13 protein-coding genes and 1 tRNA gene are annotated in these 13478 nt (G+C 47.8%); 2 read left to right on the plus strand and 12 right to left on the minus strand.

What is annotated here, in order from left to right:
* Window positions 1-20: 20 nt before the first annotated feature.
* Both CIL02_RS14135 and CIL02_RS14140 read right to left on the minus strand, forming a co-directional pair.
* On the minus strand, window positions 21-449 hold the full coding sequence (locus tag CIL02_RS14135) for a GxxExxY protein (RefSeq protein ID WP_094402685.1): 429 nt from the start codon (window positions 447-449) through the stop codon (window positions 21-23).
* A gap of 232 nt (window positions 450-681) precedes the next feature.
* The gene (locus CIL02_RS14140) at window positions 682-1266 is read right to left on the minus strand and encodes a transcription termination/antitermination NusG family protein (protein WP_094402687.1); all 585 of its coding nucleotides are present in this window, start codon (window positions 1264-1266) and stop codon (window positions 682-684) included.
* Window positions 1267-2488: 1222 nt separating this feature from the next.
* On the opposite strand from CIL02_RS14140, the gene CIL02_RS16165 reads away from it, so the two are divergent.
* Window positions 2489-2713: a hypothetical protein gene (locus tag CIL02_RS16165; RefSeq protein ID WP_141210254.1), complete on the plus strand. Its 225-nt coding sequence runs from the start codon at window positions 2489-2491 to the stop codon at window positions 2711-2713.
* Between the two features lie 79 nt (window positions 2714-2792).
* Here CIL02_RS16165 and secDF read toward each other — a convergent pair whose 3' ends face one another.
* The 3 genes from secDF to CIL02_RS14155 all read right to left on the minus strand — a co-directional run bounded on the left by secDF (window position 2793) and on the right by CIL02_RS14155 (window position 7938).
* Window positions 2793-5804: a protein translocase subunit SecDF gene (gene secDF, locus CIL02_RS14145; RefSeq protein ID WP_094402688.1), complete on the minus strand. Its 3012-nt coding sequence runs from the start codon at window positions 5802-5804 to the stop codon at window positions 2793-2795.
* A 116-nt stretch (window positions 5805-5920) separates the two neighbouring features.
* Window positions 5921-7009: an endonuclease/exonuclease/phosphatase family protein gene (locus tag CIL02_RS14150; RefSeq protein ID WP_094402690.1), complete on the minus strand. Its 1089-nt coding sequence runs from the start codon at window positions 7007-7009 to the stop codon at window positions 5921-5923.
* A complete protein-coding gene (locus tag CIL02_RS14155) occupies window positions 7009-7938 on the minus strand; it encodes a rhomboid family intramembrane serine protease (RefSeq protein WP_094402692.1) in 930 nt (309 codons plus the stop codon). The genes CIL02_RS14150 and CIL02_RS14155 overlap by 1 nt, the downstream gene beginning before the upstream one ends.
* A 212-nt stretch (window positions 7939-8150) precedes the next feature.
* On the opposite strand from CIL02_RS14155, the gene CIL02_RS14160 reads away from it, so the two are divergent.
* Window positions 8151-8423, plus strand: coding sequence for an HU family DNA-binding protein (locus CIL02_RS14160; protein WP_094402693.1), 273 nt, complete (start codon window positions 8151-8153; stop codon window positions 8421-8423).
* Between the two features lie 76 nt (window positions 8424-8499).
* Here CIL02_RS14160 and CIL02_RS14165 read toward each other — a convergent pair whose 3' ends face one another.
* The 7 genes from CIL02_RS14165 to CIL02_RS14195 form a co-directional block, all read right to left on the minus strand.
* Window positions 8500-9309 (minus strand): gluconate 5-dehydrogenase, encoded by an 810-nt coding sequence (locus CIL02_RS14165; RefSeq protein ID WP_094402695.1) that lies wholly within the window; start codon window positions 9307-9309, stop codon window positions 8500-8502.
* A gap of 88 nt (window positions 9310-9397) precedes the next feature.
* Complete coding sequence (gene kduI, locus CIL02_RS14170; protein WP_094402697.1) at window positions 9398-10243, minus strand: 5-dehydro-4-deoxy-D-glucuronate isomerase; 846 nt, start codon at window positions 10241-10243, stop codon at window positions 9398-9400.
* A gap of 239 nt (window positions 10244-10482) precedes the next feature.
* A tRNA-Gln gene (locus CIL02_RS14175) sits at window positions 10483-10556 on the minus strand.
* Between the two features lie 147 nt (window positions 10557-10703).
* Window positions 10704-12002, minus strand: coding sequence for a tyrosine--tRNA ligase (tyrS, locus tag CIL02_RS14180; RefSeq protein WP_094402698.1), 1299 nt, complete (start codon window positions 12000-12002; stop codon window positions 10704-10706).
* Between the two features lie 43 nt (window positions 12003-12045).
* On the minus strand, window positions 12046-12288 hold the full coding sequence (gene yidD, locus CIL02_RS14185; protein ID WP_094402700.1) for a membrane protein insertion efficiency factor YidD: 243 nt from the start codon (window positions 12286-12288) through the stop codon (window positions 12046-12048).
* Window positions 12273-12692: a ribonuclease P protein component gene (gene rnpA / locus CIL02_RS14190; protein WP_094402701.1), complete on the minus strand. Its 420-nt coding sequence runs from the start codon at window positions 12690-12692 to the stop codon at window positions 12273-12275. The genes yidD and rnpA overlap by 16 nt, the downstream gene beginning before the upstream one ends.
* 24 nt (window positions 12693-12716) lie before the next feature.
* The gene (locus CIL02_RS14195) at window positions 12717-13472 is read right to left on the minus strand and encodes a uroporphyrinogen-III synthase (RefSeq protein WP_094402703.1); all 756 of its coding nucleotides are present in this window, start codon (window positions 13470-13472) and stop codon (window positions 12717-12719) included.
* Window positions 13473-13478 lie beyond the last annotated feature (6 nt).

Consider the following 13478-nt stretch of genomic DNA (forward strand, 5'->3'; position numbering starts at 1 on the left):
AATTCGCATTCAAAACATCATCATCTTGGAACAATATTCATATTGCGGTCTATCAAACGACAATCATTAGTGGTACTATCATAGTAATATCGCTCACATTCAAGGCTACCAGAGCCAAAATTGATGAGCAACCCTATGTGATTCTTTGTCAATCGAAGGTAGTTGAACAACTGAAATCTATGTTCGGGACATATCTCGCTTGTTGATTTCAATTCCAATATGACATCATTAACTACAATGTCCATGCGGTATGACTTATTCATTCGCTTTCCTTTATAGAAACAGAGTAGTTCTTTCTCTGATTCTGGATGAAATCCTTTGTCTGACAATTCCATACACATGGCCTCATTGTATATCGGTTCCAAAAGCCCGCCACCCAGTTCTCGATGAACCGTCATGGCTGCTCCGATGATGTTATACACTATATCTTTATATCTCTTAATATCCATATATTTAAATTATTTGGGAATTTACGGATAATTTGCGATAATTCGCGTTCAAAACACTATCATCTTGTGAACGAGAATTGCCAGGAATTGGCCGTAAATATTCATGAAACATTGTTTCTTTAATTAACGGATAATTTGCGATAATTCGCGTTCAAAACATATAAAACAGGTATTTATGCGGACAATTTCTTTGATTATTGATAACCAAAACTGGAACGGGGAAGCGGAACGATTATTCCTTGACCAATTCGAGGATGTCGGAGGGACATTGCATTTTGGCATAGCCGAGGAAATCGACGCGGAGGGCAATCATGCTGGAGCCATCGGGCTCTTTACAGATGTTGCCAACCAGTCCGGCGAGCCTACCGGTCGTGATGCGTACCTTATCGCCTACATGCACACGGGAGGGATCTATGATGACTGCGTTCACCGCTTCCTCTACCATGCGCTTGAAATTTTCCATCTGGCCATTTGGTATGCGGGCGAAGTCGTTCCTGCCTGATTCGGTCTTTGAGGCACGGTCCATCAGGAAACGGAGGATGTACGGAGCCTCACATGCTATCTGGTAGCGTACGGTATCCTTACATCTTATGAACAAATAGCATGGAGCGAGCACCTTCTTTACTCGCACGCGCCGGCCAGTGCTGGGCTGTATGCGTACTACCGTCTGTGTGGGCACGTAGGTCGCTACCTCCTCCGAACTGTCAATAGCCTTGCTGCTTCGCCAGGTATTGACGAGCTTCTCCAGTCTTTCCACACATTTCATCTCGGTGTTGTGTGTGACGACGGCGACGAACCAGGAATAATTGTTCTCCATGTTTTGTTTTCTATGGTGGGGAGCTTGTCTTAACTTCCTATATATCTGCTGATAAGGTCTTGCTTTTATTCATGCCTACGGCGTCGGCAGTTTTTTCTGTAACTGTCGGAATTAGAGCTTCAGCATAACATTTCCATGACAGCGTTTTAAACGGAGATGTTATCCTGCCAATATTAGCCGAAGGCTTGATGGAAAGGTTCATTTATGCTGCTCTGTTTTAACAAGATGGACGCCCCACTCTTGGAACGAGTGAGTTGCTTAATGCAAAGATGCTAATAAATTTGCATTTATTGTAATGTTTCGCCGTAATTCTAACGGGAATTAGACTATTTTAACGGATGGCAGATGATTTGTTGTTCACACGGAAAACACGGAGGATGATTAATGATTATTGATGGCTGATGACTGATGACTGATTATTGATGATTGATTAATGATGTTGTTCACACGGAAAATGCGGATGACACGGAGGTCCGCAGGCGGACTTTGTGGGAGAACGTGAATCATCGGAATTTAAACGGAATTTAAACGGAGGTCCGCAGGCGAACGAGGGTTGATTAATGATGAACGATTAATGATTAATGATTGTCTTCGCACGGAAAATGCGGATGACACGGAGGTCCGCAAGCGGATGGTGTGGGAGAACGTGAATCATCGGAATTTAAACGGAATTTAAACGGAGGTCCGCTGGCGGACGATGTGGGGTAAGTTTCGATTAATGATGAACGATTAATCACACATTATTTATTTCAGCGGTGTTCATCAAGCTAAAGCAAGTTTTTGATGACTGATGATTGATGTGCGACTCCTCTGTGGACGCTGGTGGGCAGGAGGAGAGAGCTGCGGATTAGGCTGGAAGCCTATACTTTTAGTAACCGTGGGGAAATGCGATAGCATTTGCCCACGGGTTACGACATCTATCTCTCACCCCTGGCTGGAAGCCAGTACCTCTAATCCTTGGGTACTTGGTACTGGCTTCCAGCCAGCAGTCTTATGCTACTATCACTGTGCCGAGGACTACGTCCACGGTTACTCAGAGTATAGGCCTCCAGCCTATGCAGTGGTGGTGGATTGTAGACTATGCAGTGGTGTACTGCAGCTTTCATCAAGCTACGCGAGGGGCTGATTACTGATGATTGATGACTGATGACTGATGACTGATGACTGATTGTCTTCACACGGAAAATGCGGATGACACGGAGGTCCGCAAGCGGACGGTTTTGTGGGGAAACAGCAATTGTCATCAATTGGACAGCAATTGAAAGAAAAATATTTTTTTAATTGCCGTTATATTGCAGGTAATTGCTGTTCAAGAAAAAGAGTTGGTGGTTTGTGGTCTGCAATTGCCATAAATGACCAGCAATTAAAAGAAAAAATATATATATTGATGGACACAGATGGAGGTCCGCAGGCGGACGAGGCGGGTGACATAGATTATCATGAATGATAGCCGCCATACTATCAAAAAAAGGGTCGTGACACGTATGCGTCACGACCCTTTACTTATAATATAATAAGGTATAGAGCTATGCTTTTGCAACTTCTACCTCTACTTCCTCCTGAATCTTACGACCCATAACGAGGTAAGCGATTGGTGAGGCGATGAAGATAGAGCTGAGTGTTCCGAAGATTACACCCAAGGTCATTGCGAAGGCAAATGCCTGGATGCTCTTGCCACCAAGGAAGAGGATGCAGAGCAATACTATCAACGTTGAGAGTGAGGTGTTGATGGTACGTGCAAGGGTCTGGTTGATGGAGTCGTTGAACACCTTCTGTATATCCTGTTTCGGATGCAGGCGCAGGTTCTCACGAATACGGTCGAACACTACCACCTTATCGTTGATGGAGTAACCGATAACGGTAAGGATGGCTCCGATGAATGCCTGGTCGACCTCAAGCGAGAACGGCAGACAACCTTGCAGGAGCGAGAACAGACCGATTACTACGAGTGCGTCGAGAGCCAGCGCAACGGTAGAGCCTACAGAGAAGGCCACATTGCGGAAACGTACGAGGATATAGAGGAAGATTGCCACAAGTGCTATGAGCACGCTGATGATGGCTCCCTGGGTGATATCCTTAGCTACAGACGGTCCGACCTTAGAGCTGCTGATGATAGAGCCTCCCTGACGGATGTCCGGGTTCTTGAAGTCCTCGACGCTCTTCTGCGATACGAGGCCACCCTTCTTAAGGGCGTTGTAGAGAATGGTCTCGGCCTCGTCGTCAACAGTAGGACTATTGGACTCAATCTTGTAGTTGGTAGAAATACGGATTGTCTTGTTGTCGGTACCGAGAGAGAGGGCACTGGTGGTAGAACCAGGGAAAGCCTCGGCGATAATGCCACGTATATCCTCAGGCTGTACGCTCTTCTCGAACTGTACAACATAGTTGCGACCACCAGTGAAGTCGATGCTGCGAGCAAGTCCGCGAACGAAGAAGCTTACTATGAAGACAACCACTGCAACAACGGCCAGAGTGAAGGTCTTGCGATACATAGACATGAACTTGTAGCGTGTACCCTGCATCAGGTTGCGTGAGATGCCAGTAACAAATGTCTGGTTGAGCCACTTGTCTCTCTTAAGCTTGTATTCCCAAACAAGGCGTGTGAGGTATACTGCGCTGAAGAATGAGCAGACAATACCAATCATCCATGTCGTTGCGAAGCCGCGGATAGGACCAGTACCGAAAGAGTAGAGGATGATACCCGTGAGCAAAGAAGTGATATTGGAGTCGAAGATGGCCGAGAAGGCATTGCTGTAACCGGCTGCCACAGCCTGCTTGATACCCTTGCCCGACTTCAGCTCTTCCTTGGTACGCTCATAGATAAGCACGTTGGCGTCGACAGCGGTACCGAGTGAGAGTACCATACCGGCAATACCACTCATGGTGAGCGCGGCCTGGAACGAGGTAAGAATACCGAGCGTGAAGAAGAGGTTGACGAGCAGCGCGCAGTTGGCGAGCATACCCGGAACAAAGTTGTACATAAGCACCATGTAGACCATCAGGACTACGAAAGCGATGATGAACGAGATGACACCCTGCTGGATTGACTGTGCACCGAGTGTAGGACCAACGACCTCTTCCTGTACTATGCGGGCAGGAGCAGGCATACGTCCTGATTTCAGAGTATTTGCAAGGTCCTTAGTGTCCTCAATGGTGAAGCTACCAGAGATAGAAGACTGTCCACCGGTAATCTCTCCATTAACACGTGGAGCAGAATAAACAACTCCATCGAGAACGATGGCGATAGCCTTATCGATGTTGGCCTTGGTGAGTGCAGCCCAGCGGCGTGCACCATCGGCATTCATGCTCATGCTTACCTCTGGCTGACCGGTAATCTGGTCGAACTGGTCCTTGGCATCGGTGATAACATCACCCTCAAGCGGAGCACGTCCGGTAGTGGTTGTAATCTTAAGAGCATAAAGCTCATAGATGTTCTTGGCAGCGATGCCGTCGGCAGGCTTGGCACCCCACAGGAGCTTCACGTCAGAAGGAAGAACCTGCTTGGCGAGCTCAGAGTAGATGATGCTGTTGATGGCAGCTGTATCACGAACGCTTGCGTAACCAACGAGTGCAAGCGAGTTGCCATTGGTGGTCTGCAGGAGCGCGAGAAGAGGATGCTGCTTCTTAGCCTCAGCGAGCTGAGCCTCGGGAGTCTCCTTTACGGCAGTTTTCTTGGTATCGTTCTTAATCTGGAACTTAGCCTTTGGAGCCTCTTTCTTGGCAGCAACGGTATCAGCAACCTCTGCATCCTTGGCCTTAGCTGTAGTATCGGCCTTGGCCTCCTGCTGTCCGTCGTTAGCCATACGGCTATCGAGCTGCACGAGGTAAGGGATAATCTCCTGTGCGTTGTAGGTCTCCCAGAACTCAAGGTTGGCGCTACCCTGCAGCAGCTTGCGCATACGCTCGGGCTCGCTGATACCTGGCATTTCTACCATGATGCGGCCTTCCTGGCCCTCAAGTTTCTGGATGTTTGGCTGAACGACACCGAACTTGTCGATACGTGTACGTACGACGTTGAACGAGTTGTCGATAGCGGCCTGTACCTCCTGACGGAGCGCCTTCTCAACCTCTGAGTCAGTGCTCTGAGGATTTACCTTGCCCTGCAACTGCTGTGTGGCGAAGATTTCTGCCAGCTTGTGACCTGGGGCATTCTTGTGGTAGGCATTGATGAAGAGGGTGATGAAGTCTTCCTGACTTGTCTCCTCCTCGGCACGTGCCTGCTCCATGGACTTAGTGAAAGCCACGTCAGTCTTGTGGTCTGCCAGATTTTCAACTACGTCTGGGACAGAAATCTCAAGGATGACGTTCATACCGCCCTTGAGGTCAAGTCCGAGACCGATCTTAGTTTCCAAGCACTTCTGGTAAGAATAAATACCCAGATACTTCACAGAGTCCTTGTAGTCCTGCTGTGCAATGGGGTCTTCAATCTTTGCCGCCTCGCTGTCATAGTAGTAAGTGGCAGCAGAGAAAGACAAATAGAAGATGCTTGCAAGCGTCAATAAGACGGCTGTTACAATTACAATTCCTTTGTTTTGCATTTTGATTATTATTTGTTATTTTTCTATGATTTCCAAACCAGATTATGTCATAAGACGTGCAAAGATAATATTTTTTTCACACTTTGAAAAATTATTGGGACTTTATTATTCAATTTTTAAGGTTTTCGCCCCTTTTTTAGCCAGCAAACGACAGGATAATGGTCACTTGTGGCAATTTTCCTGTCAACAATGCACTTGCAAGGCTCTAAATCAGTGGAACATAAAATGTTATCAATTCGGACAAAAAATCCGTTCATGTGATAGCTTATACCGGGCCCGTTTCCTGTAGACACGTAACAGTCGGTGAGATTCTCGGCGACTGTCCGCCGGGCATACGAGTTGGGCCCGTCATTGAAGTCACCGCAGCATATTATGGTCTCACCAGAGTGAGACGCTATGAAGCGGGCCACTGCCTCGGCCTCTGGTGCCCGTCTGACGGTAGATTCCTTCAGCTTGTCAAAAAGTTTGCGTGAGGCATTCTCCACACTGTCTGAAAGGTATTCGCCATTAACGAGCTGCCTGAACTGTGCCTTATCATCGACTGTCAGTCCCGTAGTCTCGAAATGATTATTGATGACAATTACCGTGTCGCCGCCCATGTCAAGCCACACAGCTCCTGACAGGTTGCCCCTGGACTCGTAGTCTATGCGCTGCTTGCGCAATATGGGATGCTTGCTGTAGAAGGCTATTACAGACCCTCCACCGCCTATCCTCATCGTGTCACGATACTTGTACACAGGGTCGAGCATATTGTCTATATTCCTCTGCCCCACCTCGTTAGCACCAGCCTCCTGCAAGCATACCACATCGGCATCCGCTGAGGCTATGTACTCCAGTATAGGATTGGGACCGCCCTCGTCATTCCATCCCGCAAAGAGCCAGACATTATACGTCAGCACCTTGATGGTACTGTCTGGAACCTCGCCCGTGATATTGAAAGGGCAATAGTTTCTGACAGGCTGGAAGCACAGCAAGTAACCAACGAATGGGATGACAACCCAGCGGAACTTAAAGAACACCCAAAAGACAAGGAAACAGAAATTCAGCACAATGAACACCGGCAGGAGCAACCCCGCATTGGCAAACAGTGGGAAGGTGGCAGGATGCAGCCGGTCGCTGTAACCCACCATCAACATAATGATGACTGTGACGATATTGGCGCCAGCAACCATCTGCAAAACAAGGTTCTTGAATTTTGCCAGCATCACTTTCCGCTTTGGTCAAACAGTGTCTGCTTCTCTTCGCGGGTGAGGCTCTCATATCCGCTCTTGCGTATCTTGTCAAGGATACGGTCTACCTCCTCCTGCTGCGATTTCTTGCGGGAGTTGTAGTCCCAGTCGCTTACATGCCTGTTGTAGCTGCCACTATTGTCAGTCGGTCCGCTCTGCTTTCGAGAATGCTTCTCCCAGCTGGTCCTCATTTTGTCGAAGAACTCCTGTCCACGACTCCTGCCACCATAATGTCCACTAATGCTTTTTCGCCAATAGCGTATTAGCAGGAAGCCAAACAGCATACCTCCAAGATGGGCAAGATGAGCGACATGGTCGCCAGGAGTAGCAAGGGCGGAGAACAGTTCTACGCCTGCATAGAATATTACAAACCATTTTGCCTTAATCGGTATTGGCAACGGGAAAATGAATATGCGCTCCTCCGGAAATATCATACCGAACGCCAGCAGGATGGCATATATAGCACCAGAGGCTCCTACCGTTGTCAGGCCATTGAGCTGCTCAGACATCTGCGACATCACGCTAAAGGCATCGAACACCCCTAAAGACAGCTGCGAATCCAGCGTGCTGTACAACCAGAAGAACTGTGCTATTTCCTGCATGACACCTGCACCAATGCCACAGAAAATGTAATAAAAAAGAAACTTCCTCGGGCCCCACACTGTCTCCACCACTCGTCCGAACATCCATAGGGCAAGCATGTTGAAGGCAATATGCTCAATGCCGGCATGCATGAACATGTAGGTTACAAGCTGATAGACCTGAAAGTCGGAAGCCATAAAGAAATGGAGTCCGAACACGTTGTTCAAATCTATACCCATACTACCCTTGACAATGTACATCATTATGAATGCCAAGGCGTTGATGATTAGAAGATTCTTAGTGATATTTGGAAGATTTCCCATGTTTGTCTGAAATTCACTTAAAACTATTGTTGTGGGTGCAAAATTACTAAAAATCTCTGTTATAATGCACAAAACAAGGCATATTAAGAGAAAAAATAAAATATTATATCACTTTTTTTGCTTTTTTGTTTGGATTTTGAAAAGAATAAACTATATTTGTCAGCAAAAACTAAAGACTATTATTTATTTTATCATTTTACAATCCAAAAATTATGAACAAGAAAGAATTAATTGACAAGATTGCAGCAGCAGCTTCAATCAGCAAGGCTGATGCCAAGAAGGCATTGGAGGCCGCTACAGACGCTATGAAGGAAGCCCTCGTAGCAGGTGACAAAGTTCAACTCATCGGCTTCGGCACATTCTCTGTTTCAGAGCGTCCCGAGCGTCAGGGCATAAATCCTGCAACAAAGGAGCCTATCACCATCGCAGCCAAGAAGGTTGTTAAGTTCAAGGCTGGTGCAGAATTGGCAGACGCTATTGTGTAAGATCACAACTTTTTTTACCAAAATAAGGGCATGCCGCAGAAACGGCATGCCCTTCTTCTTTGTATATTCGGTTGTCTTATTTAGGCTGCTTGCCGATATAAGCGAGAATACCACCATCGACATAGAGCACGTGGCCATTGACAGCATCAGAAGCCTTGGAAGCCAGGAATACGGCAGGGCCACCAAGCTCAGAAGGATCGAGCCAACGTCCGGCAGGAGTCTTGGCACAGATGAAGCTATCGAATGGATGACGGCTGCCATCAGGCTGACGCTCGCGGAGAGGAGCTGTCTGAGGAGTAGCGATATAGCCCGGGCCAATACCATTACACTGGATGTTGTACTCACCATACTCAGAGCAAATGTTGCGGGTGAGCATCTTCAGACCACCCTTGGCAGCTGCGTATGCAGAAACCGTCTCACGGCCAAGCTCGCTCATCATAGAGCAGATGTTGATAATCTTACCCTCACGGCGCTCCATCATCTCTGGGATGACAGCACTTGAGCAGATGAACGGACCAACAAGGTCGATGTCGATTACCTGCTGGAACTCAGCGCGCTTCATCTCGTGCATAGGAATGCGCTTGATGATACCGGCGTTGTTTACCAGGATGTCGATATTGCCGACCTCAGCGTGGATTTTCTCCACAAGTTCCTTTACAGCAACCTCGTTTGTAACGTCGCAAACATAGCCCTTCACGTTCTCGATGCCAGCCTCCTTGTAGTTGGCAAGGCCACGCTCAAGAGCAGCCTCATTGATGTCGTTGAAGATGATGGTCTTTGCACCAGCAGCCACAAACGCTTTAGCAATGTTGAAACCAATGCCATAAGAGGCACCTGTAATCCAGGCATTCTTGCCTTCGAGTGAAAATTCTTTTAAACTTGTCATTTTAGTCTTGTATTTAAGTTAGTTCTAAAACTATAACCGATAATAAATTGGGGAGAGGGCAGCAAACTACTTTTCCACCATGGACGGATTATTTCAAATCCGTGATGGCATAGAAGTCCTGATCACCATAGTCGAGGTTCTCGCCTCCCATTCCCCATATGAATGTGTAGTTGTGCGTTGCGGCTGCCGAATGTATGCTCCATTCCGGTGACAGCACGGCCTCGTTGCCCTTCATCCATATATGCCTTGTCTCCTGTGGCTCACCCATGAAATGGCATACAGCCTGGTCCTCAGGTATATCAAAATAGAAATATGCCTCCATTCTGCGACTGTGAGTATGAGCCGGCATGGTATTCCATACAGAGCCTGTACACAGTTCCGTCATGCCCATCTGCAACTGGCATGTCGGCAGCACCTGATTGACAATCATCTTATTTATCACGCGCTCGTTCGATGTCTCCAACGCTCCCATCCTGACGCTTACGGCATCATCCTTGGAAATCTTACGGCAGGGATAAGAGGTATGGGCAACAGTACTGTTGAAGTAGAGCTTGGCGGGATTATTGTCTTCCTTGCTTGCGAATGTCACGTCTCTGTCGCCACTGCCTATATACAATGCCTCCTTGAACCCAAGGGTAAATGTCTCTTCGCCGACCTTTACAACAGCCTCTCCTCCACCGACATTGAATATTCCCACCTCACGTCTTGAAGTGAAGAAAGGGGCTTTCAGGGGGTCAATGGCTTCCAAAGGCAGTTCCTCACCGGCAGGCATAGCGCCTCCCACCACCATGCGGTCGTACATGGAATAGACCATGTTCACCTCGTTTTCCACGAAGAGGTTGTCTATCAGGAAGTCACTACGCAGGCGCGAAGTGTCGTATGATTTGGCATCAGCCGGATGAGCGGCGTATCGCAGTTGGTAATTAGTAGTCATATAGCAGTATTATATATTTAATGTGCTTCGATTAGTCAGTTCGTACCGTAAGCTAAAGACGGGGCGCAAGTCCTTTCTCACAAATTCTTTGGCAAAGATACAAAATAAATTCGAACATCATCATTTTATAATACGTTTCTTTTCTGAAAGATACTTAAAATGCCACCACAATCAACAAAAAAAGATGGATGAGAACATTTCCGCTCTCATCCAATCAAAAAAACTGGCATAGATAATAATGGTTGGACCAACGGGACTCGAACCCATAATGACAGAACCAAAACCTGTAGTGTTACCATTACACCATGGTCCAAACTTAGATTTGGATGCAAAGTTAGCAATAAAATGCCTAACATCCAAATTTTCCTTGCAATATTTTCCTGCCCACGTATCTATAGAATCCTTCCCCTTGGTATAAGCCTAATCTTAGAGTCCAAGCAGGTAGGGCGACACACGACACCTACTTCACCGTGATGAGGAAGTAGTTCTTCTTGCCTTTCTGTACAAGCAGATACTTGCCATCGATGAGGTCATCGGCAGTAATCGTCTGGTCGAAGGCAGTGAGCTTCTCCTTGTTGAGGCTTACGCCACCACCCTTGACGAGCTTACGCATCTCGCTCGTGCTTGGGAAGATATCCATTCCTTCCTGACAGAACACGTCAACAGCAGGCTGTCCTATCACATCCTTGGATGCTGTGTAGTGTGGCACACCATTGAAAACATCAAGGAATGTGGCCTCGTCGAGACGCTGGAGGCTGTCCTTGGTGGCTTTACCGAAGAGGATGTTGGTTGCTTCCTGAGCCATCTGCAGGTCTTCGGCAGAGTGTACCATTGTGGTAACCTCCTCGGCAAGACGCTTCTGCAGGGTACGGCGGCCAGGATCCTGACGGTGCTCCTCAATAAGAGCATCGATGGTTTCCTTTTCGAGACTTGTGAATATCTTGATGTATTTCTCAGCGTCATCATCCGACACGTTGAGCCAGAACTGGTAGAAGGCGTATGGCGTTGTGCGGTTACGGTCGAGCCAAACATTGCCACTCTCTGTCTTTCCGAACTTCTTTCCGTCGGCCTTTGTTATGAGCGGGCAGGTGAGGCAGAAAGCCTCGGCTTCCGAGCCTAGCGTGCGGCGGATAAGCTCCGTACCAGTTGTCATGTTGCCCCACTGGTCGTTGCCGCCAAGCTGCAGCTGTACTCCATGGTGCTGGTAGAGGTAGAGGAAGTCGTATCCCTGCAGCAGCTGGTAGGTGAACTCGGTAAATGACAGACCGTCGCGTGTCTCGCCGCTAAGACGTTTCTGCACGGAGTCTTTCGCCATCATGTAGTTCACTGTGATGTGCTTGCCCACCTTGCGTGCGAAGTCGAGGAAGGTGAAGTCCTTCATCCAGTCGTAGTTGTTTACGAGCTCGGCCTTGTTAGGCTCGGTGCTGTCGAAGTCGAGGAACTTAGCCACCTGCTTCTTTATAGCCTCCTGGTTATGGTACAAGGTCTCCGCATCGAGCAGATTGCGTTCCTGGCTCTTGCCGGAAGGGTCTCCAATCATACCTGTCGCACCACCGACAAGGAGGTATGGCTTGTGTCCGCAACGCTGCAAGTGACGCAGCATCATTATGCCACAAAGGTGGCCTATATGCAATGAGTCGGCTGTTGGGTCAGTACCTAGGTAAGCCGAAACCATATTCTTCTGCAAAAATTCTTCGGTACCGGGCATTATCTGTGCCAGCATACCGCGCCATTTCAGTTCTTCTACGAAATTCTTCATATATATTTTTTTTAGTTGACGAGTTGACAAGTACTAAGTGGTTTTACGGCACCGGGTCATATCCGCTTCCTCCCCACGGATGGCATCTGAGCAACCGCCTTATTGCAAGCCACATTCCCTTTATCGGTCCATGTTTTTGTAAAGCCTGCCGAGCATATTCCGAGCAGGTAGGCTGAAAACGGCACGACGGCGGTGTGAACGGAGATATGCACCTTTGATAGAAAAGTATCGGCAATATGAGCAGCCAGCTTATCCACCTTGATAGTGTCCTCATGACTTTTCCCATAACTTCTCACACAATCTTTCCATCAGGTTGAGCATCTTGGCATCAATGCGTGCAGAATCATGCAGCTTGGCATCGAGCCATATAAAGGCCATCACGAGGGTCTTTCCCTCAAGAGTTCTGGCAGCCTCCATAACAACATGCTTGTTGGTACGGTAGGCCTGCCTTAACTGCCTTTTCACACGGTTGCGCTTAACGGCACGTTTGAAGCATTTCTTAGGAACACTCACAAGCATCTGGCACGGTACGTCTCCTTGCGACTCCACAACCTTGTAGACAACACGCAGCGGGAAGGCCGAGAGAGAATGGCTATGCCCTCCTCTGAACAGAGCGTCAACAGTATTCTTGCTACAGATGCGCTCACTCTTTCCCAGCGTGCAGTCAACTGGCGAAGTCATTTCTGCCATCAGTGTATATATAATATATGTAAACTACTCCTCGCCCTTTACCTCAGCCAGATATGCCTTCAGGGCACTGGTCATAGACGGGTGTATGGATGACGGAGCCTCCAGGTCAAGCCTCAGTCCCTCGTCGCCCACGGTCTTTGCAGTAGCCGGACCAAAAGCAGCAATTCTGATGTCGCCCTGCTTGAAGTTGGGGAAGTTCTTGGTGAGAGCCTTCACACCTGTGGGGCTGAAGAAGAGAAGCATGTCGTAATCGAAATTAGCAACCTCCTCCTCGGTAAGGTCGTTGCTTACCGTACGGAACATCACACACTCCGTATGGTCAAGGTTCTTAGAGTCAAGCAGATCCTTCACATGGTCGTTATGCACATCACTAAGCGGAATGAGATATTTCTCTGTCTTATGCTTTGCCATAACAGGCACCAGGTCATCAATCTTACCCGTAGTACCGAAGAACACCTTGCGCTTGCGATACTGGACATATTTCTGGATATACAAAGAGATTGTCTCCGTCACACAGAAATACTTCATGTCCTCGGGTATAGTAAGCCTCATTTCCTTAGCCAACTTAAAATAGTTATCTATGGCGTGCCTTGAAGTGAACACCACAGCCGTATGGCTAAGTATGCTTATCTTCTGCTGACGGAACTCCTTTGCCGTGATACCTTCAACCTTGAAGAATGGTCTGAAAACCAATTCCACTCCAAACTCGTTCGCAATGTCATAATATGGTGACTTATCGCTTGCCGGCTTAGGTTGAGACACCAAAATCTTCTTTATCATCTTCTG

It is taken from the genome of Prevotella sp. P3-122, assembly GCF_002251365.1.
Classification (GTDB): Bacteria; Bacteroidota; Bacteroidia; order Bacteroidales; family Bacteroidaceae; genus Prevotella.

Excerpts from the sequence above, each read along its gene's own strand:
- CIL02_RS14155 (WP_094402692.1), bottom strand. The coding sequence starts at position 7,938 with ATGGGAAATCTTCCAAATATCACTAAGAATCTTCTAATCATCAACGCC.
- kduI (WP_094402697.1), bottom strand. The coding sequence starts at position 10,243 with ATGACTACTAATTACCAACTGCGATACGCCGCTCATCCGGCTGATGCC.
- tyrS (WP_094402698.1), bottom strand. The coding sequence starts at position 12,002 with ATGAAGAATTTCGTAGAAGAACTGAAATGGCGCGGTATGCTGGCACAG.
- CIL02_RS14195 (WP_094402703.1), bottom strand. The coding sequence starts at position 13,472 with ATGATAAAGAAGATTTTGGTGTCTCAACCTAAGCCGGCAAGCGATAAG.
- yidD (WP_094402700.1), bottom strand. The coding sequence starts at position 12,288 with ATGGGAAAAGTCATGAGGACACTATCAAGGTGGATAAGCTGGCTGCTC.
- CIL02_RS14135 (WP_094402685.1), bottom strand. The coding sequence starts at position 449 with ATGGATATTAAGAGATATAAAGATATAGTGTATAACATCATCGGAGCA.
- CIL02_RS14150 (WP_094402690.1), bottom strand. The coding sequence starts at position 7,009 with ATGCTGGCAAAATTCAAGAACCTTGTTTTGCAGATGGTTGCTGGCGCC.
- rnpA (WP_094402701.1), bottom strand. The coding sequence starts at position 12,692 with ATGGCAGAAATGACTTCGCCAGTTGACTGCACGCTGGGAAAGAGTGAG.
- secDF (WP_094402688.1), bottom strand. The coding sequence starts at position 5,804 with ATGCAAAACAAAGGAATTGTAATTGTAACAGCCGTCTTATTGACGCTT.
- CIL02_RS14160 (WP_094402693.1), top strand. The coding sequence starts at position 8,151 with ATGAACAAGAAAGAATTAATTGACAAGATTGCAGCAGCAGCTTCAATC.
- CIL02_RS14165 (WP_094402695.1), bottom strand. The coding sequence starts at position 9,309 with ATGACAAGTTTAAAAGAATTTTCACTCGAAGGCAAGAATGCCTGGATT.
- CIL02_RS14140 (WP_094402687.1), bottom strand. The coding sequence starts at position 1,266 with ATGGAGAACAATTATTCCTGGTTCGTCGCCGTCGTCACACACAACACC.